This is a genomic window from Cupriavidus sp. F041 (assembly GCF_057814235.1).
Genome location: NZ_JBVASY010000002.1, coordinates 4,563,667 through 4,582,050, shown reverse-complemented (window position 1 = coordinate 4,582,050; position 18,384 = coordinate 4,563,667). Strand labels below are relative to the sequence as shown.

The following is an 18,384-nucleotide window of genomic DNA, read 5'->3' as shown; positions in this document are numbered from 1 at the left end:
AGGAGTTCCCCATGAAACGCACCCTGATTGCGCTCGCTGCCGTATGTGCAACATTCACTCTCCCGGTCTATGCGGCCGATGACATGGCTGGCATGAACATGAAGCAACCGGCGCCCATGGTCACACCGAAGCCTGTCGACGCTGAAGTCCGGAAGGTGGACACGATGAATGGGAAAGTTACCCTCAAGCACGGCCCCATAGAGAACCTCGGGATGTCGGCCATGACAATGACCTTTCCTGTGAAGGATAAGGCGAGCCTTGCCAAGCTCAAGGTAGGCGACAAGGTCCATGCAACCTTTGACAAAGTCAACGGAATGGCTACTGTGACGGACATCGAGTCGAAGTGAGTCTGAGTAGATTCCGAGCGCCTGTTGCTGGTGAAGGGCTTCCACTATCCGTCCAGGTGCGTTGATTGATGGAGCTGAAAATGAGCATGAGGAATAAGGTACGATGGCCTCAATATCAATCGCACGGAGGTATTGTGGCTACCTATAAGGAATCGTGGACACACCAGGCTTGCCGCTGAGTTGCCCCACCATGACAGTACCCTGCCGGGCGTGCGAGCGACGCCCTTCCTCGCTAGAGGAGCGGGCGGACGACCCAGATGAGCCGTACCTGGTCTGCCAACAATGCCACGTCCGGCTGATGAGCCGCTCGCTTCGTCCGCTCGAGTAGTTCAACCTGGCAAAGAGGCATGGGTGGGCGAACTTCCTGCTGCACGACGACTTCTACGACGACGACGGCGAAGCGAGCCAGCCTGAAGAAGATGTCGACCAGGCCGACCTGTACCCAGCCCCGACCTTGAAGCAAGTCCAGCAGTCGCCTGATTTACTCTTGGACTACACCGTGACACGATGGCAGCTGGATGACGAGCTGCGCGCAGCATGGCTACGCCTGCCTGCCGAGGGTGTCCTGGCCTGTCTTTCCGACCGTTTCGATAGCACGCGTAATCCATCGGTCCGCTCTGTAGTCCTGCAAGTGGCGGCGCTCATTGGCGCGGAGGGGGCTTCTGTGACCACACGCGCGTGGCGGTCCACCCCAAACTGTGGCTCGCTCTGGTCCCTCGCAGAGGCTACGGCTGCATGCCTGCCCCTTGACGAGGGCAGTTCTACGTGCAGGACGGTGGCGTCAACAGAGTGCCGCAACTACTTGCCGCCGGCGTCGCAACAACAAATTAGAGTTGCTACCATGCCGCCGGGCGGCGCGACTTACCTCCCTTACTCCACCGTGACCGACTTGGCCAGGTTGCGCGGCTTGTCCACGTCGGTGCCGCGCGCGCAGGCCGTGTGGTAGGCCAGCAGTTGCAGCGGCACCACGTGCAGGATCGGCGAGAGGTCGCCGTAATGCTCGGGCAGGCGGATCACCTGGATGCCATCGGTGGACTGGATGTGGGTGTCGCTGTCGGCGAACACATACAACCGGCCGCCACGGGCGCGCACTTCCTGGATGTTGGACTTGAGCTTTTCCAGCAGGGCGTCGTTGGGCGCCACCGTGACCACGGGCATGGCCTCGGTCACCAGCGCCAGCGGGCCGTGCTTGAGTTCGCCGGCGGGATAAGCCTCGGCGTGGATGTAGGAGATTTCCTTGAGCTTGAGCGCGCCTTCGAGGGCAATCGGGTAATGCAGGCCACGGCCCAGGAACAGCGCGTTCTCGCGGCGCGCGAAGTCTTCAGACCAGGAGATGATCTGCGGCTCCAGCGCCAGCACGCCGTGCAGCGCCACAGGCAGGTGGCGCAGGTTGGCCAGCGCGGCGGCCTCGGCCTCGGCCGTGAGCTTGCCGCGCACCTTGGCCAGCGCCAGCGTCAGCATGTACAGCGCGGCGAGCTGGGTGGTGAAGGCCTTGGTCGAGGCCACGCCGATCTCGGTGCCGGCGCGGGTGAGGAAGCGCAGCTCGGTCTCGCGCACCATGGCGCTGGTGGCGACGTTGCACACCGCCAGCGTGTGGGTGTGGCCCAGCGACTTGGCATGGCGCAGCGCGGCCATGGTGTCGGCGGTTTCGCCGGACTGCGAGATCACCACGACCAGCGCGCGCGGGTTCGGCACGGTCTCGCGGTAGCGGTACTCGCTCGCCACCTCGACCTGGGTCGGGATCTTGGCGACGGATTCGAGCCAGTACTTGGCGGTGCAGCCCGAGTAGTAGCTGGTACCGCAGGCCAGGATCAGCACGCTGTCGATCTCGCTGAACACGCTTTGCGCATTCGCGCCGAAGAGTTCCGGCGTGATGGCTTCGATGCCTTCCAGCGTGTCGCCGAGCGCGCGCGGCTGCTCGAAGATCTCCTTTTGCATGAAGTGGCGGTACGGGCCCAGTTCCACGGCAGTGGCGTGGGTTTCGACCACGCGCACCTCCCGCTCGACCAGGTGGTCGTGCACGTCGTGGATCGTGGCCCCCTCGCGGGTGATCTCCACCACGTCGCCTTCTTCCAGATAGATGATGTGGTTGGCGGTGCCCGCCACGGCCAGCGCGTCGGAAGCCAGGAACGACTCGTTGTCGCCCAGCGCCACCACCAGCGGCGAACCGGCGCGGGCGCCGACCACGCGCTCAGGGTGATCCTTGGAGAACACGGCAATGGCGTAAGCGCCGTGCAAGCGCTTGGTCACCGCGCGCACCGAGGCGAACAGATCGCCGCGCGTGGCGCTGCTAGGATATGTGTAGACCTGGTGGATCAGGTGGGCGACCACCTCGGTATCGGTCTGCGACTCGAAACCGTAGCCGGCGGCGCGCAGCTCTTCGCGCAGCGGCTCGTAGTTCTCAATGATGCCGTTGTGCACCAGTGCGATGGTTTCGCCCGAGAAGTGCGGGTGAGCATTGGTGGTGTCGGGCTTGCCGTGCGTGGCCCAGCGCGTGTGCGCCACGCCGGTCAGGCCGGACAGGCCGGACGCGCGGGTCTGCTCGTCCAGGTCGGCCACGCGCGACACCGTGCGGGCGCGTTCGAGCGCGCCATCGCGCACGACTGCCACGCCGCAAGAGTCATAGCCGCGGTATTCGAGGCGACGCAGGCCTTCGATCAGGACCGGAACGATATTGCGCGAGGAAACCGCGCCGACGATGCCGCACATATTCTTCTCCCACGGGGTGCGGACATGGCCGCACCGGATGATTGCTGCGAGGACGGCGGTGCCGTCGCCCGAGGATTGCCCGTGCCGCCCGCCCTTATCCGGGCAGGTCGGCGGCGGGACTCATTTTTTTGCTTGCTTGACCGGCCGCTGCCAGGCATCGATGGTCATTTGCTTGGCGCGCGACAGCGTCAGCTTGTCCGCCGCCGCTTCCTTGGTCAGCGTGGTGCCGGCGCCAATGGTGGCTCCGCGGCGCACGGTCACCGGGGCGACCAGCTGCGTATCGGAGCCGATAAAGACATCGTCCTCGATCACGGTGCGGTACTTGTTGGCCCCATCATAGTTGCAGGTGATGGTGCCAGCGCCAATATTGACGCGCGAGCCAACTGTGGCGTCGCCCACGTAGGCAAGGTGATTGGCCTTGCTGTGCGCCGCGATCTGGCTGTTCTTGACCTCGACGAAGTTGCCGATATGCACGTCCTCGGCCAGCACCGTGCCGGGGCGCAGGCGCGCGTACGGGCCGATGCGGCCTTCCGCGCCGACGCTGGCGTCCTCGAAATGACAGAACGGTTGCACCCGTGCGCCGGCACCCACGGTGCTGTTGCGAATCACGCAGTTGGCGCCGATATGCGCGCCGTCTTCGAGGTGCACGCGCCCTTCGAACACGCAATTGACATCGATCGTGACGTCACGCCCGCAGGTGAGTTCACCGCGGATATCGATCCGCGCCGGATCCAGCAGCGTCACGCCGGCTTCCAGCAGGCGCTGCGCCAGGCTGCGCTGGTGTATACGCTCGAGCTCGGCGAGTTGCACCTTGCTGTTGACGCCAAGCGTTTCCCACAGCGCGGCGGGCTGTGCCGAGACCACCTCGACGCCGTCCGCGACCGCGCGCTCGACGATATCGGTAAGGTAATACTCGCCCTGGGCGTTGTCGTTGCGCAACGTGGACAGCCAGCGGCGCAGGTGGCCAGTGGGCGCCAGGATGATGCCGGTATTGATCTCACGGATGGCGCGCTGTTGTTCGCTGGCATCCTTTTGCTCGACGATGCGCACGATGCGGCCGTCTTCGCGCACGATTCGGCCGTAGCCGGCGGGATCATCCATCTCTACGGTCAGGATGCCGAAGCGCCCGTTGCCGGCCTCGGCCACCAGGCGCTGCAGCGTGGACGGCTCGGTCAGCGGCACGTCGCCATAAAGCACCAGCGTGGGCTGGCTGTCATCGAGCAGCGGCAGCGCCTGCGCCACGGCGTGACCGGTTCCCAGCTGCTCGGCCTGCAGGGCGAAGGCGACGTCTTCCGCGCCAACGGCTTCGCGCACGCGATCGGCGCCGTGTCCCACCACCACTACAAGCCGCGTCGGCAACAATTTACGTGCCGTATCAATCACATGCGCGAGCAATGGCCGGCCAGCGAGAGGATGCAGTACCTTGGGCAACGCGGAGTTCATCCGTTTGCCCATGCCTGCAGCGAGAATGACGATATTCACAAGGAGGGTCCTAAGTGAGTGTGTCCAAAAACCCGTTTGAAGCGCTCCCCCGCGATGGCCAGGGAGGAGTAGCGTCGGCCAGGGTCCTGGCCCCAGCCCCGGTGCGAGAGGTAACGCCTGCGGCGATCCGGAATGGCGGGCGCGAACAGGCACCCAAACGCGCGGAAAAGGATTCTATCATGGGCGTTTTACGCCGTTTGACGACGTTTCCCCACCTGCGCGGGGAGCGGGTGCGGCGTCTCTTGCTGGCCACGGCAGTGGTCGCCCTGACGGCCTGCAGCGCCATGAAACTGGGCTACCAGCAGGGCGACCGGCTGGCCTACTGGTGGATCGACAACTACGTCGACGTCACCGCCAGCCAGGAACCGCTGACGCGCGATGCCATCGCCCGCTTCTTTGCCTGGCACCGCAAGGACCAGTTGCCCGAGATCGCCGGATTGCTGCGGCAGGCCAAAAGCGAAGTGCAGCAACCGGTATCCGCCGCGGCAGTGGGCAAGATCCAGGACGACGCCCAGCGGCTGGCGCGCGTAGCGTTTGACCGCTCCACCCCCGACGTGGCCGACCTGTTGCTGACGCTGACCCCGGACCAGATTGCCCGCATGGAGAAAAAATTCGCCGATGCCAACGCCAAGTACCGCAAGGAATACCTGCGCCCGGACCCGGCGGCGCGCGAAGAGGCCCGCTTCGACAAGATAATGGACTACGCGCGGCTGGTCTACGGACGCTTTTCAAGTGACCAGGAAGCCACCATCCGGCGCGCCATGGCTCCCGTGGTGCAAGGCGCCGACGCGCGCTACGCCGAACGCCTCAAGCGCCAGCAGGAATGGCTGGCGCTGGCGCGGCAGGTGCAGGCCGAACATCCGCCCAAGGCCCAGGTGGTCGAGATGCTCAAGCGCTATGGCGATCACTGGCAGAACCCGCCGACCAGGGAGCGCAATGCGCGTCATGACGCCAATAACGAGGCTGGCCTGGCGCTGACTGTCACTATTGCCAACCTGACGACGCCGGAGCAGAAGGCACATGCGGTGGAGCGGTTTCAGAAATGGATTGATGATGCGAATGCGTTGATGCGTGATGGGGGCAATACCGTGGCTGCGCCTCGGCCGGCTCGGGCGGAGAATTGATTTTGGGGGGTGCCGTTTTGTGTAACTCGTTAACTGCTTAACTTCAACTTCAACTTCAAAGGCCTAAAGTCAAAGGCGGTTTCGCCCCCCGCAGGGGTGGTGAAACCGCCTTTGACTTTAAGCCTTTGACGTTGACGTTAAGCAGTTGCAGTTGCAGTTGCAGTTGCAACCAACAACAAACCCTCACTCAACAACAGCCCCACCCGCCACCCCCCTCTCAAACCTAACAAACTCCAACTTGTTCTCCTCCATCCCGCCAGCAAAAACCAACGGCTGCTGCGAAAAGGTGGTCTCGCCAAACAGCGCAGCCTCATCCACCTTCGCCAACCCGGTAGCCAGCCCATTGAAGTCAAACAAATCCGTATCTGCCAGATGCGAAGGCACCACGCTACGCAGCGCGGCAAAGATATTGTCGGTGCGGCCCGGATTCTGACGCTCCCACTCGACCAGCATCTCCTTGACCTTCTTGCGCTGCAGGTTCTCCTGCGAACCGCACAGATTGCACGGAATAATGGGGTACTCCATGGCGCGCGCGTAGGCGGCGATGTCCTTTTCCGGGCAATAGGCCAGCGGACGGATCACGATATGCTGGCCGTCGTCGGTGGCCAGCTTGGGCGGCATCGCCTTCATCTTGCCGCCGAAGAACAGGTTCAGGAAAAAGGTCTGGATGATGTCGTCGCGGTGGTGGCCCAGCGCGATCTTGTTGGCGCCCAGTTCCTTGGCGGTGCGATAGATCACGCCACGGCGCAGCCGCGAGCACAGCGAGCAGGTGGTCTTGCCCTCGGGCACCTTCTCCTTGACGATGGAATAGGTATCCGCGTCGACGATCACATATTCCACCCCCACCGATTTCAGGTAGGCGGGCAGGATATGCGCGGGGAAGCCCGGCTGCTTCTGGTCAAGGTTCATCGCGATCAGCTTGAACTTGACCGGCGCGCGCTTCTGCAGCGCCATCAGCACCGACAGCATGGTGTACGAGTCCTTGCCGCCAGACAGGCATACCAACACCGTGTCGCCATCCTCGATCATCTTGAAATCGCCGATGGCACGGCCCGTCTGCGACTGGAGATAGGTCTCCAGGCGGAAGAAGTTCTTGGAATGCGTGGTGGCGGTCATGGCAATAGGGCGACGGGGACAACAAAGCAAAGGGGCGAAGCGGCGCGCAGTGCGGCAGCTGCATCACATGCAGGCTGCCGGGGCCGGACAACCGGGTATTTTACCGTGGCCGGCCTCCCCGCGCCGGCCGGCTTACTCGCTCTTGATATGGAAAACCTCGACGCCGACGGAATCGCAGTCCGGGTAGACGTCTGGCTTTTCGGTCGATACGCGCACGGCGCGCACCTTGGGGTGCTTGAGCATGGCGCGCGCCACGTCGTCGCACAGCGTTTCCTGCAAGTGGACGTGGCCTTGCGCCATGCGCTCGGCCACGGTGTTGCGCATGAAGTCATAGTCCACCACTTCCTGCAGCTTGTCGTCGTGCGGCGTGCTCTGGGCCAGCGGCACGAACAGGTCGATATTGATCAGCACGCGCTGCTCGCCTTTTTTCTCGAATTCGTGCACGCCGATATTGATCTGCACTTCGTAATTGCGCAGGAACATGCGGCGGCAGTCCTGCAGGCTGGGGTGTGTGAGGGCGGCGAGCATGGTCATGATGGAGAGAGGAGAAAAAGTAGGAAAAGGCGCACGGTCTGGGACGCGCGCCGGATACGTCATTCAGTCAGGAACATCACGTCGCGCGCGAGCGGCATCAGGTGCTGGCCGCCGTCGACGTAAAGCGTGGTGCCGGTCACGGCGCGCGCCTCGGCCAGGTAGGCCACGGCCTGCGCGATGTCCTCGGGAGTGGACGACTGGCCCAGCGGCGTCATGCGGTGGGCGCGCTTGAAGCCGGGGCTCGACTGGTCGCCCGAAACCATGGTGATACCCGGCGCCACGCCCACCACGCGCAACTTCGGCGCCAGGGCCTGGGCCAGTTGTACCGTGGCGGTCTGCAGCGCCGCCTTGGACAGCGTGTACGACAGGAAGTCCGGATTGAGGTTGTCCAGCTTCTGGTCGAGCAGGTTGATCACCACGCCGCGCCGCTTGTCCGACAGCGCCCGATGCATTTCGCGCGCCAGCAGCAGCGGCGCGGCCACATTGGTGCGCATATGCGTGTCGAGCGAGGCATAGGAAAAACTGGTCGCCACGTCATATTGGAACAGCGAGGCATTGTTGACCAGGCAGGTCGGCACGCCAAGCGCTTCGCTGCAGGCAGCGATCAGTCTGGCTGTGGACGCCTCGTCGGCCAGGTCAGCCTGCAGCACCGCCGCCCGGCGGCCGCCGGCGCGGATCTGCCCGGCCAGCGCCTCGGCCTCGGCCAGCGAGCGGTGGCAGTGGACCGCCACGTCCCAGCCGCGGGCGGCCAGTTCCAGCGCGATCACGCGCCCGAGCCGGCGCGCGGCGCCGGTCACGAGCGCAACGCCGCGCGCGGGGGTAGCGGAGGCTGCGGCGGCGGTGGCGCCGGCAGGCGATGCGGAGTCAGGAGATTCGGAGGCTGGCATTGCTACAATCGCGGTATGCACAAAGGCGTTAGTTTACCCCTTCCCCCCGCGGACGCACTCTCGGCGTCCGCCGCGCTGACCGCGCACATCGGCCAGGCCATCGACGACGCAGGCGGCTGGCTCGGTTTCGACCGTTATATGGCGCTTGCGCTATATGCGCCCGGCCTGGGCTACTACAGCGGCGGCGCCGCCAAGTTCGGCCGCGACGCGCGCGACGGCAGCGACTTCATCACCGCCCCCGAACTGAGCCCGTTCTTCGCCCGCACGCTCGCACGCCAGTTCGCGCCGCTGCTGGCGCAGGGCCTGTCGCAGTTGCTGGAATTCGGCGCGGGCACCGGCCGGCTCGCCGCCGACCTGTTGCTCGCGCTGGAGCAGGAGGGCCAGTTGCCTGAGCGCTATGCCATCGTCGAACTGTCCGGCGAGCTGCGCGCGCGCCAGCAGGCCATGCTGGCCGAACGCGCCCCGCACCTGGCGCCGCGCGTGAGCTGGCTGGATACGCTGCCCGGACATTTCGAAGGGATCGTCGTCGGCAATGAAGTGCTCGATGCCATGCCGGTGCGGCTGTTTGCCCGCAGCCATGGCCGCTGGCTGGAGCGCGGCGTAGCCCGCCGGGACGACGATGCCGATGAAACGGACGCCGCCTTTGTCTTTTCCGACCGCCCGGTAGCGGCCGACGCCCTGCCCGAAGCGCTGCACGCCGTGCCCGGCGACCACGACATCGTCACCGAAACCCACGCCGAGGCGGAAGGCTTCATGCGGGCGGTAGGTACGATGCTGACGCGTGGCGCGGTATTCCTGATCGACTACGGTTTTCCCGCCGCGGAGTATTATCATCCGCAGCGGGTCGGCGGCACGCTGATGTGCCACTACCGCCATCACGCCCACCCGGATCCCTTCCTCTACCCCGGCCTGCAGGACATCACCGCCCACGTCAACTTCAGCGGTATCGCCCACGCCGCCGCCGATGCCGGGCTGACCGTCGCCGGCTTCGCCTCGCAGGCGCGCTTCCTGATGAATGCCGGCATCACCGAGTTGCTGATGGCGCTGGACCCCAACGACACGCGCAATTTCCTGCCTGCGGCCAATGCGGTGCAAAAGCTGTTGTCCGAGGCCGAAATGGGCGAACTGTTCAAGGTCATCGCGCTGACCCGCGACTTCGATGCGGCGCTGCCGCTGGCGGGATTCGCGCGCGGCGACCGCAGCCACGCGCTATAGTCCGGACACTTCACCTCAGGCACGTCAACATGCTGCGCTGGACTTTCACCATCTTCCTGGCCGTTATCGTGCTATCGGCGGCGCTGCCGTGGCTGCAAAAGCTGGGGCTGGGCCGGCTGCCGGGAGATCTGCGGTTCCGGCTGTTCGGACGGGAATTTGTGTTGCCGTTTGCTTCGACGATCTTGTTGTCGATGGTGGCGTTGCTGGTAGGGAAGCTGCTGTAGCGGCCCCCTACTCTCCCAGCCGCGCCGCCACCGCCGCCACCCGCGCCGCGTGCACGCGATCCTTGATCAGGCTGACGTTGTCAGCGCATTCGCGCGCCACCGCCCCCGCATCCACCGAAGCCGCCGCCTCCAGGGCCATCAATAACCGCGCCGTCTGCGGATACTCCCGGTCCTCGAACCCGAGCCGCCCGCGCGCGTCGGCCTCGCATGCCTGCAGCGCCTGCGCAAAACGCCCCGGCTTGCGCAGCGCATCGCAACGCTCCAGCAGGCGCGTCAATGCCGCCGCGCCGAACGCCTCCGAACGATGGATATTGCCGTGCTCACGCGCCACCACCACCGCCAGATCGCGGCAGTCGGTCGGCACGCGCAGGCGCTTGCAGACGGCTTCGAGCAATTCCACGCTGCGCTGCTCATGCCCGAGATGGCGCGGCAACACATCATCCGGCGTAGTGCCTTTGCCCAGGTCATGCATCAACGCGGCAAAGCGCACCGCCAGCGAGCCTCCCATCGCGGCGGCGGTATCCACCACCATCATCACGTGCACGCCGGTATCCACCTCGGGATGGTAATCGGCGCGCTGCGGCACGCCCCACAGCCGGTCCAGCTCGGGCAGCAGGCGCGCCAGCGCGCCGCATTCGCGCAGCACCTCGAACGTGCGCGAGGGCCGCGCCTCCATCAGGCCGCGCGCGAGTTCCTGCCAGACGCGCTCGGCCACCAGCGCGTCGACCTCGCCCGCCTCCACCATCCGCCGCATCAGCACCAGCGTCTCGGGCGCCACGGTGAAATCGATGAAACGCGCGGCAAAGCGCGCCACGCGCAGGATCCGCACCGGATCTTCGGCAAAGGCGTCCGATACATGACGGAACTGCCGCGCGGCAAGGTCGCGCTGTCCGCCGTAGGGATCGATCACGGGGCCGGCGAGCGCGCCGTCGTCGTCCACCGCCTGCGCCATGGCGTTGATGGTGAGGTCGCGCCGCGCCAGGTCGTCTTCCAGCGTCACGTCCGGCGAGCAGTAGAAGGCAAAGCCCTTGTAACCCGCCGCGGTCTTGCGCTCGGTGCGGGCGAGCGCGTACTCCTCCCTGGTCCGGGGATGGAGAAAGACCGGGAAATCCTTGCCCACCGGCTTGTAGCCGGCGGCTTCCATCTCGGCCGGGGTCGCGCCCACCACGACGTAGTCGCGGTCCTGGCTGGGCTGGCCCAGCAGGGCGTCGCGGATGGCACCGCCTACGGCATACACCTGCATGGACATGCTCAATGGTTGATCACGATCGCGTCGGCGCGATCGGGGGTCAGCCGGTAGGGTTCGTCGGAGGCCAGGAAATCGCGCTCTTCGCGCGCATCGGCGATCCAGGCCTGCATGGCCGGCAGCGCGAGAATGAAGTCCGCGTACTGCTTGGCGGCATCGGGCAGGTGGATGCCATAGGTGGCAAAGCGGCTGACCACCGGCGCGAAGTACGCATCGGCGATGGTGAAGGTGCCGAACAGGAACGGACCGTCGGCGGCATGGCGCGCGCGCAGCTCGGACCAGATCGTGGCGATGCGGCTGACATCGCGCTGCACCGCCACGTTCCAGCCGCGGCCCGGCAGCACCGCGGTGACGTTCATCGGCAACTGGCTGCGCAGGTCGCCGAAACCCGAATGCATCTCGGCGCAGATCGAGCGCGCGTATGCCCGCTGCGCGCGGTCGGCCGGCCACAGCTGCTTCTCGGGGTAGGATTCGGCCAGGTATTCGGCGATCGACAGCGTATCCCACACGGTGATGTCGCCATCGACCAGCACCGGCACCTTGCCCGTGGGCGAGTGCTGCGCGATGGCTTCCTCAAACCCCGGCGCGAACAGGCGCACCTTGATTTCCTCGAAGGCGATGCCGGCATGCTGCATCAGCAACCAGGGGCGCAGCGACCAGGACGAGTAGTTCTTGTTGCCGATGACGAGTTTCATCGCGAAATCCTTGCAGGAAACATGGGGGAGAGTGAGGCAGGGGCAAACCGCCACGCGATGGGGCGGGCGGGACAACGCGCCGGCGAACGAACCATTGTAGCCAGCCGCGCCGAGCCCCTCAAAGCGAATTAGGCTCGCAGCGATGTGAATCCAGGTCACAAGCGGGCGGCCTGGCCGGGTGCCTGGTCAACCTGCGCCCGGCTGCGCCGGGCGGCTGATGGCTCAGCGATACACGCTACGCCGCAGAACCTGCATATAGCTTTCGTGCCCACGGCCCGCCAGCACGTCGGTCATCACCACCTCGAGCCCCACCGGCTGGCGCAGGCCAAGCTCGGGCGCGATCGGCCCGTGCATGACGTTGTCGAGCCGCATGGAGTCGAGGTTGTCGCGCGACATCACCGGCTCCCCCGGCATATGTTCCAGCATGGCCGCCTGCACGCGCGCGAGCGCGTCAGGCAGATGCAGGACCGGGCGCGGGTGGCCGCTGGCGCGGCCGGCATAGCGCACCAGTTCTTCCAGCGTGTAGACCTGCGGCCCCGCCAGGTCGTAGGCGCGGCCGATAGTGGCCGGCGCGGCCATGGCGTTGACGAAGGCCTGCGCCACGTCCTCCACGTACACCGGCTGGAATTTCGCCTGCGCGCAGGCCAGCGGCACCACCGGCGCCAGTTGCTGCATCTGGGCGAAGAGATTGAGGAAATGATCGTCGGGGCCGAAGATCACGGACGGCCGGAAAATGGTCCAGTCCAGGCCGCTGTCGCGCACGACGCGCTCGCCGTCGCCCTTGCTGCGCAGGTACATCGACGGGCCCGAGCTGTCGGCGCCCAGCGCGCTCATGTGCAACAGCCTGCGGACACCGGTGCGCCTGCAGGATTCCACGATGCGCCGCGGCACCTCCACATGCGCAAAGGCGAAAGCCTCGCCGTAGGGTTCGGCGCGTTCGCCGTGGAGAATCCCGATCAGGTTGACCACGATGCCCTCGGTGCCGAGCGTGCCGATGGCCGCGTCCAGCGCGACATCGTTTCTCACGTCCAGTTCGGTCACCTCCACCCGTGGCAGCAGCAGCAGGTGCTGCGCGTGCTCGGCGTCACGGGTGGCGGCCACGATGCGTTCGGGGTCGAGGGGCGGCTCCAAGACGGTGCCGGGCTCCAGCGGCGTGGCCGACGCGGTGGCAACGCCTGCCAGCCGGGCTACCAGATGACTGCCGACGAAGCCGGCCCCTCCGATCACTAGAACATTGCTGATCTGCATGGATTTCTCCGTGGCAAGGCATGACTGGCGCGTTCCCCAGGGCTGGTGAACGCACCGGCAACCGCATTGGCCGGCAGACCGCGCGCCCCCAAAGGCTCAGGGCAGGCTGGTAGTGGTGACCTGCGACGGTGCCACCGTGCCCAGGCGATCCTTGAGCGACTGCGGCCGGCCGCTCATCAATGCAGCATAGTACGTGGCGTTGGACAGCACATTCTTGACGTAGGTCCGGGTCTCCGAAAAAGGAATGGTCTCGGCGAAGATCGCGCCCTCGACCTGGCGCTGCAGGCTGGAGCGCCAGCTCTTGGGTCGGCCGGGACCCGCGTTGTAGGCGGCCGATGCCAGCGTCCAGGAGCTGTCCAGGTCGGTAAAGACCATGCTCATGTAGTTGGTGCCAAGCATGATGTTGACATTGGGATCGCTCATCATCGACGGCGAGAAGTCCGACATGCCGATCTTGCGTGCGACCCACTTGGCGGTGGCCGGCATCACCTGCATCAGCCCGTGGGCGCCCGCCGAGGAGCGCGCGTTCATGATGAAGCGCGATTCCTGGCGCACCAGGCCGTAGGCCCATGCCATGTCCAGGCCCACTTCGTCGGTGGCACGCTGCATGATGTCGCGGTACGGCATCAGGAAGCGCAGCGAGAAGTCGTGCTCGGCCTGGGTGCGGTCTGCGGTGTTGACGGCGCGGTCCAGCAGCTCGATGCGGCGGGCGTAGTCGGCGGCGGCCAGCAGCTGGCGGTCAGTCATGCCGCGCAGCTCCCAGTTCCACTCGCGGTTGCCCTCGAAGCGCAGGTTGAGATCGTAGAACTTCTGCGCCCGCAGGAAGCCCGGGCGGGTGCGCATGGCGTTGACCTCGGCATCGCTGACCTGGGTGCGGGCCGGCAGCACGATGCGATTGCCCAGTTCCTCGCTGGCCAGCTGGCCGTAGAAGTTGAACTGGCCGGCAATCGACTGGAACTGCTTCTCGGCCTCGGCGCCGCGGTTATCCGCCTTGAGCGCGCGGCCGTACCAGTAGGTCCAGGCCGGATCCTTGGCGCGCAGTTCGGGGCGCATCAGTTCTACCGCCTGGCGCACCTGCTTCCAGTCGCCCTGGCGCAGCGCGGCGCGCACGCGCCACTCCTGGGTTTCGTCGGACAGCCACTGGTTGCCGCCCTGGTCGATCTGGCGGCGGTAGTAGCCGGCGGCTTCGGGCGCCAGCTTCTTGGCCGCGAACTGGCCGACCACGCCCCAGCCGGCGCCCTGCTCGTCGCGCGACAGGCTGCCGGCGTTGGCGCTCAGGTAGGCCGCGGCCTGGGCGGGATCGTTGCGCGCCATCTTGACCACGGTGGCAAGCGTGTTGCTGTCGCCGCGCGTTTCGGGCGCGGTGGCGGCGATGCGCGCGGCCAGCGTCACATAGTTCTGCTCGAGCGCCTGGCGCGCCTGGAAGGCCACGTCGCTGGGCTCGATCTGGCGGCTTTGCGCCAGGTAGCCGATCAGGTCGACACAGCCTTCGCCGTAGTACCTCGGATCGCTCAGCGCGGGGCGTGCATCCGCCGCCACGTTCTGGCCCTTGAGCGCACGCGACAACAGCGCATAGCACTCGACCTGCGTATCGTCCTTGAGCACGAACTGCGGGTATTCGACGTCGAAATTGGCCCAGTCGCGCTTCTTGCCCAGCACCAGCAGCCAGTCATTGCGCATGCGGTCGGCAATGGCTTCGCCCTTGTAGCGCTGCAGGAAAGCGCGCACCTGGTCGTCGGGGGCGTCGATACTGGCCAGGCCGCTGGCGTCGAACATCTGCGGCTTGATGCGGAAGTACTCGACGTAGGACGAGATCGGGTAGTCCACCAGGGTGGCCGAGATGGCGTCGGCACGGACCACGTCGTTCTTGCGGGCGGCTTCGCGAAGCGCGACGAAAGCGTCGTCGGGGTTGCTCGGGATAGTGAGCGACTGCGGTTGCGGTTGCGGCTGGGGCTGGGGCTTCTTCTGCGCAAATACCGGCGTGGCGAGCAGTGCGCACGCGATTGCCGCCAGGGCGGCCTTGGCCGCACGCTGCGGATATACTCCCTTCGGCATTCTTCTTCCTTGTTGTGACGGTCGGGCAAGCCCTTCGGGGGCGCCTATCCGGCCGTGCAATGTTTGGTCAATCGCAGACATTATCCCACGCAGCCATGCCAAGCGACGACGTTCGCGGCCCCTCCGGCGAGCCCGAAAAGCCTGATCCCGGCGTGCAGCGAGCGGCGCTGCGCCGCCAGCTGCTGGCGCTGCGCGGCGCATTGCCACAGCGCAGCGCCGCAGATGCCGGCATCGAAGCCACGCTGAGCGCACTGCTGGAGCGCCTGCCCGTGCATCGCCTGGGCTTCTACTGGCCAATCCAGCAAGAATTCGACGCCCGTGCCGTGGTCTCGCGCTGGTTGGCCAGCGCCCCCGGGCGGCAAGCGGCCCTGCCGGTGGTAAGCCGGCCGGGCGCGCCGCTGGATTTCCACCTGTGGGAGCCGGCTACGCCGATGATTGCCGGGCATTACGGCATTCCCGTGCCCGACGGCACACCGCCCTTGCTGCCAGACGCCCTGCTGATTCCATGTGTCGGTTTCAGCGCGAATAAGTTCCGCCTGGGCTATGGGGGCGGGTTCTATGACCGCACGTTGGCGGCGCTGGCTGCCGGCGGGAACGCGCCGGTTGCGATCGGCATCGGGCATGAGGCCTGCCGGATTGCGTTGGAGCCGCAGGAGCATGATTTGCCGATGGATTGGGTGGTTAGTGAGGGGGGGGTGTTTTGAGGGATTTGGGATGTGTCTTATTGTGGGGGTGGTCGCGGTTTCTTTGAGCGGCGGTGGCTCTTGCGCCCAACGGGCCATACGACATCCCCCCTGTGGGGTTGGTCGCTGTTTCTTTGATCGGCGCCGACGCAAAGAAGAGTGACCGGCAGCCCCCGCAGGGGGATGTCGTACGTTCTTGGGTGCAAGATGCCATCGCCGATCGCCGATCAAAGAAACAGCGACCAACCCAGCAGAGGGATGTTGTAAGGCTCTTGGGTCCAAAGGCCATCGCCGATCAAACAAACTAGCCACCAACTAAATCCGCCCCGCAGGCACCAACTCATCCACCAAATCCCTCATATGCCGCCAATGCGACCCCTCCCAAAACACCCTCTGACAGCACCCGCAAGTCACGAACCGCTCCTGCCGCGCAAACACGCCCTCCGGCACGCGGCCATCCACCTCGGCCTTGCCGATCGACCGCAGCGGCACATTGCAATCCAGGCACAGCGAGAACGGCCGCGCGCTGCGGGCCAGGTCCAGCCGCGCGAAGATCTCGCGCAACTGCGGCGTGGCCTTGATGGCCCGCACATAGCAGCCGTGGGTGACGCCGCGGCGCTTGAGCAGCTCGCGGTCGCGCGTGAGCACGATGCGTCCCTCGCGCATGGCGATGGCCTCGATCTCGCTATCGGCGAAATGGTTGTCGTAGAGGGTGTCGAAGCCGGTCAGCCGCAGCAGGTGGGCCAGCCCGCCCAGATGGGCGTCGGCAACGAAGCGCGTGGTGCGTAGCGGCTCGCCGCGCACGCGCAGCAGCGGTGTGACGTCGAAGGCTTCGAACTTGGGATAAACGGACACGCGGTCGCCATCCTGCAGCGGGCGCTCGAATCCACATGATTCGCCGTTCACCAGGATCAGCTCGACCTCGGTGTGCGGTACCCCCAGCGCCTCGATCATGTGCTTGACGGTAGCGGCGCGCGCGCAGGCGCAAACGCAGTCCAGCCCGCGCTGCGCACGCGGCAGGAAGTCGTTCAGTTCCTCGTAGAAACGAAACGTAGCGGTGACGGCGGTGGCCATGAGCCAAAGTATGCCACCGCGCGGCCGGGCGCCGGAACAGGTTCCGGTCCGGCGTTCAGCCGGCCTGGTTGGCCAGCCGCAGGGTGGATTCCACCGACAGCCGCGCCCAGGCCGTCATGGCCTCGGCCGACTCCAGGCAGGCCGGCGGCGCGCTCAGGTAGTGAAGCATGGCGATCTCGCGCCCGGCACGGTTGTAGCGGAACGGCTCGCCGCCATCGGCCTCGAAACGCGCGCGCGTCTTGTCGTCGACTTTCAGGAAGCAACGCCCGCCCAGGACCAGCGCGAACACCAGGCCGTCGTAGTACAAGGCATGGCCGCCGAACATGCGGCGCGAGGTGATCGGCCCGATGCGCGCTGCCAGCGGCCCCATCAGTTCGAGCAGATGGTCGATGAAGGGATCGGGGCGGCGTGGCATCGCGTCTGGCGCTGAGAGATACCTTAGAGCTTCAGGCGCTGCCAGATCGCCTTGGTCGCGCTGGCCGTGTTGAGCGTATAGAAATGCAGCCCCGGTACGCCGGCCGCCAGCAAACGCTCGCACAGCGCGGTGACCACGTCCAGGCCAAAGGCGCGGATCGATTCGCGGTCGTCGCCAAAGCCTTCCAGCCGCTTGGCCACCCAGCGCGGCACTTCGGCGCCGCACATCTCGGAGAAGCGCATCAGCTGCGAGGAATTGGTGATCGGCATGATGCCCGGCACGATCGGCACTTCCACGCCCATGGCGCGCACGTCGTCGACGAAGCGGAAGTATGCGTCGGCGTTGAAGAAGTACTGGGTGATGGCGGAGTCGGCGCCGGCCTTGACCTTGCGCACGAAATTCTCGAGATCGTGGCGCGGCGACTTGGCCTGCGGGTGGTACTCGGGATAGGCCGCCACTTCGATATTGAACCAGTCCCCGGTCTCGGCGCGGATGAATTCCACCAGCTCATTGGCAAAGCGGAACTCGCCGATCTCGCCCATGCCCGATGGCATGTCGCCGCGCAGCGCCACGATATGGCGGATGCCGCCATCGCGATAGGTCTTGAGGATATCGCGGATGCTCTCGCGCGAGGAACCCACGCACGACAGGTGCGGCGCGGCCTCGATGCCCTCGCGCTGGATTTCCAGCACGGCATCCAGCGTGCCCTGCTGGGTGGTGCCGCCGGCGCCGAACGTCACCGAGATGAACTTGGGATGCAGCGGAGCGAGTTGCGCACGCGTGTTGCGCAGCTTCTCGGCGCCCTCCGCCGTCTTGGGCGGGAAGAATTCGAAGCTGTAGTAGCGGTCTTGCATGATGGTGGCGCGCCGCCTATGGCGCGGCGCGCTGAAAAATTGGCATGGGACGCCAGCAGGCGTCAGGCACTGCGGCGCTCGCCCAGCAGCAGGCTGGACAGCGCCCAGGAGATCACGCTGTAGAGGATCGAGCCTAGCAAGGCCGCGCCAAAGCCGGTGACCACGAAACCGGCCAGCAGCTTGCCCACGAACAGGAACAGCAGCGCGTTGATCACGAAGATAAACAGGCCAAGCGTCAGCAGCGTCACCGGCAAGGTGAGGATCACCAGGATCGGGCGGATCAAGGTGTTCACCAGGCCGAGCACCAGCGCGGCAATCATGGCCGAGCCGAAGCCGCCAAGATGAATCCCATCGATCAGGCTACCCACCAGGAACAGCGCGGCGGAATTGATGATCCAGACGGCCAACAGTCTCATGACGACTCCTTCGCTTGGGTGAAACGGATTCTGGGCAGGACACCCGCGGCGTGGGCACGC

General features: G+C 65.9%; 18 protein-coding genes. 5 read left to right on the top strand and 13 right to left on the bottom strand.

The genetic code is table 11. From position 1 onward, the window contains the following. The first annotated feature begins 11 nt into the window (after positions 1 to 11). Entirely contained in the window at positions 12 to 347 is a 336-nt protein-coding gene (locus tag ACZY0R_RS38450; protein ID WP_488865944.1) for a copper-binding protein, read from the top strand. 870 nt (positions 348 to 1,217) lie between these two features. Here ACZY0R_RS38450 and glmS read toward each other — a convergent pair. Continuing rightward, the gene (glmS, locus tag ACZY0R_RS38445; protein WP_488865942.1) at positions 1,218 to 3,056 is read right to left on the bottom strand and encodes a glutamine--fructose-6-phosphate transaminase (isomerizing); all 1,839 of its coding nucleotides are present in this window, start codon (positions 3,054 to 3,056) and stop codon (positions 1,218 to 1,220) included. A gap of 120 nt (positions 3,057 to 3,176) precedes the next feature. Then, complete coding sequence (glmU, locus tag ACZY0R_RS38440; protein WP_488865940.1) at positions 3,177 to 4,538, bottom strand: bifunctional UDP-N-acetylglucosamine diphosphorylase/glucosamine-1-phosphate N-acetyltransferase GlmU; 1,362 nt, start codon at positions 4,536 to 4,538, stop codon at positions 3,177 to 3,179. A 179-nt stretch (positions 4,539 to 4,717) separates the two neighbouring features. On the opposite strand from glmU, the gene ACZY0R_RS38435 reads away from it, so the two are divergent. Next, complete coding sequence (locus ACZY0R_RS38435) at positions 4,718 to 5,662, top strand: DUF6279 family lipoprotein (RefSeq protein WP_488865938.1); 945 nt, start codon at positions 4,718 to 4,720, stop codon at positions 5,660 to 5,662. 183 nt (positions 5,663 to 5,845) lie between these two features. Here ACZY0R_RS38435 and ttcA read toward each other — a convergent pair whose 3' ends face one another. The 3 genes from ttcA to ACZY0R_RS38420 form a co-directional block, all read right to left on the bottom strand. Further along, on the bottom strand, positions 5,846 to 6,778 hold the full coding sequence (ttcA, locus tag ACZY0R_RS38430; protein WP_488865936.1) for a tRNA 2-thiocytidine(32) synthetase TtcA: 933 nt from the start codon (positions 6,776 to 6,778) through the stop codon (positions 5,846 to 5,848). 132 nt (positions 6,779 to 6,910) lie between these two features. Next, entirely contained in the window at positions 6,911 to 7,312 is a 402-nt protein-coding gene (locus tag ACZY0R_RS38425; protein WP_035870426.1) for a dihydroneopterin aldolase, read from the bottom strand. Positions 7,313 to 7,371: 59 nt separating this feature from the next. Continuing rightward, positions 7,372 to 8,199, bottom strand: coding sequence for an SDR family oxidoreductase (locus tag ACZY0R_RS38420; protein ID WP_488865934.1), 828 nt, complete (start codon positions 8,197 to 8,199; stop codon positions 7,372 to 7,374). Positions 8,200 to 8,214: 15 nt separating this feature from the next. On the opposite strand from ACZY0R_RS38420, the gene ACZY0R_RS38415 reads away from it, so the two are divergent. Beyond that, positions 8,215 to 9,414 (top strand): class I SAM-dependent methyltransferase, encoded by a 1,200-nt coding sequence (locus tag ACZY0R_RS38415; RefSeq protein ID WP_488865932.1) that lies wholly within the window; start codon positions 8,215 to 8,217, stop codon positions 9,412 to 9,414. Positions 9,415 to 9,443: 29 nt separating this feature from the next. Next, positions 9,444 to 9,638, top strand: a complete 195-nt coding sequence (locus ACZY0R_RS38410) for a DUF2905 domain-containing protein (protein WP_045236157.1) — start codon at positions 9,444 to 9,446, stop codon at positions 9,636 to 9,638. Positions 9,639 to 9,645: 7 nt separating this feature from the next. Here ACZY0R_RS38410 and ACZY0R_RS38405 read toward each other — a convergent pair whose 3' ends face one another. From ACZY0R_RS38405 to ACZY0R_RS38390, 4 genes are all read right to left on the bottom strand, one after another. Continuing rightward, positions 9,646 to 10,881: a multifunctional CCA addition/repair protein gene (locus tag ACZY0R_RS38405; RefSeq protein ID WP_488865929.1), complete on the bottom strand. Its 1,236-nt coding sequence runs from the start codon at positions 10,879 to 10,881 to the stop codon at positions 9,646 to 9,648. 8 nt (positions 10,882 to 10,889) lie between these two features. Further along, positions 10,890 to 11,579 carry a glutathione S-transferase family protein gene (locus ACZY0R_RS38400; protein WP_488865927.1) on the bottom strand — a complete coding sequence of 230 codons (690 nt, stop codon included), beginning with the start codon at positions 11,577 to 11,579 and terminating at the stop codon, positions 10,890 to 10,892. A gap of 222 nt (positions 11,580 to 11,801) precedes the next feature. Continuing rightward, entirely contained in the window at positions 11,802 to 12,827 is a 1,026-nt protein-coding gene (locus ACZY0R_RS38395) for a complex I NDUFA9 subunit family protein (RefSeq protein WP_488865925.1), read from the bottom strand. A 96-nt stretch (positions 12,828 to 12,923) separates the two neighbouring features. Then, entirely contained in the window at positions 12,924 to 14,882 is a 1,959-nt protein-coding gene (locus ACZY0R_RS38390) for a lytic transglycosylase domain-containing protein (RefSeq protein WP_488865923.1), read from the bottom strand. A 95-nt stretch (positions 14,883 to 14,977) separates the two neighbouring features. On the opposite strand from ACZY0R_RS38390, the gene ACZY0R_RS38385 reads away from it, so the two are divergent. Beyond that, positions 14,978 to 15,586, top strand: coding sequence for a 5-formyltetrahydrofolate cyclo-ligase (locus ACZY0R_RS38385; protein WP_488865921.1), 609 nt, complete (start codon positions 14,978 to 14,980; stop codon positions 15,584 to 15,586). Positions 15,587 to 15,880: 294 nt separating this feature from the next. On the opposite strand, the gene ACZY0R_RS38380 is transcribed toward ACZY0R_RS38385, so the two are convergent. The 4 genes from ACZY0R_RS38380 to ACZY0R_RS38365 form a co-directional block, all read right to left on the bottom strand. Beyond that, complete coding sequence (locus ACZY0R_RS38380) at positions 15,881 to 16,639, bottom strand: Mut7-C RNAse domain-containing protein (protein ID WP_488865919.1); 759 nt, start codon at positions 16,637 to 16,639, stop codon at positions 15,881 to 15,883. A 55-nt stretch (positions 16,640 to 16,694) separates the two neighbouring features. Beyond that, entirely contained in the window at positions 16,695 to 17,054 is a 360-nt protein-coding gene (locus ACZY0R_RS38375; protein ID WP_488865917.1) for a TfoX/Sxy family protein, read from the bottom strand. Between the two features lie 23 nt (positions 17,055 to 17,077). Next, a complete protein-coding gene (gene metF, locus ACZY0R_RS38370) occupies positions 17,078 to 17,908 on the bottom strand; it encodes a methylenetetrahydrofolate reductase [NAD(P)H] (protein WP_488865915.1) in 831 nt (276 codons plus the stop codon). A gap of 62 nt (positions 17,909 to 17,970) precedes the next feature. Beyond that, positions 17,971 to 18,324, bottom strand: a complete 354-nt coding sequence (locus tag ACZY0R_RS38365) for a phage holin family protein (protein WP_488865913.1) — start codon at positions 18,322 to 18,324, stop codon at positions 17,971 to 17,973. Positions 18,325 to 18,384 lie beyond the last annotated feature (60 nt).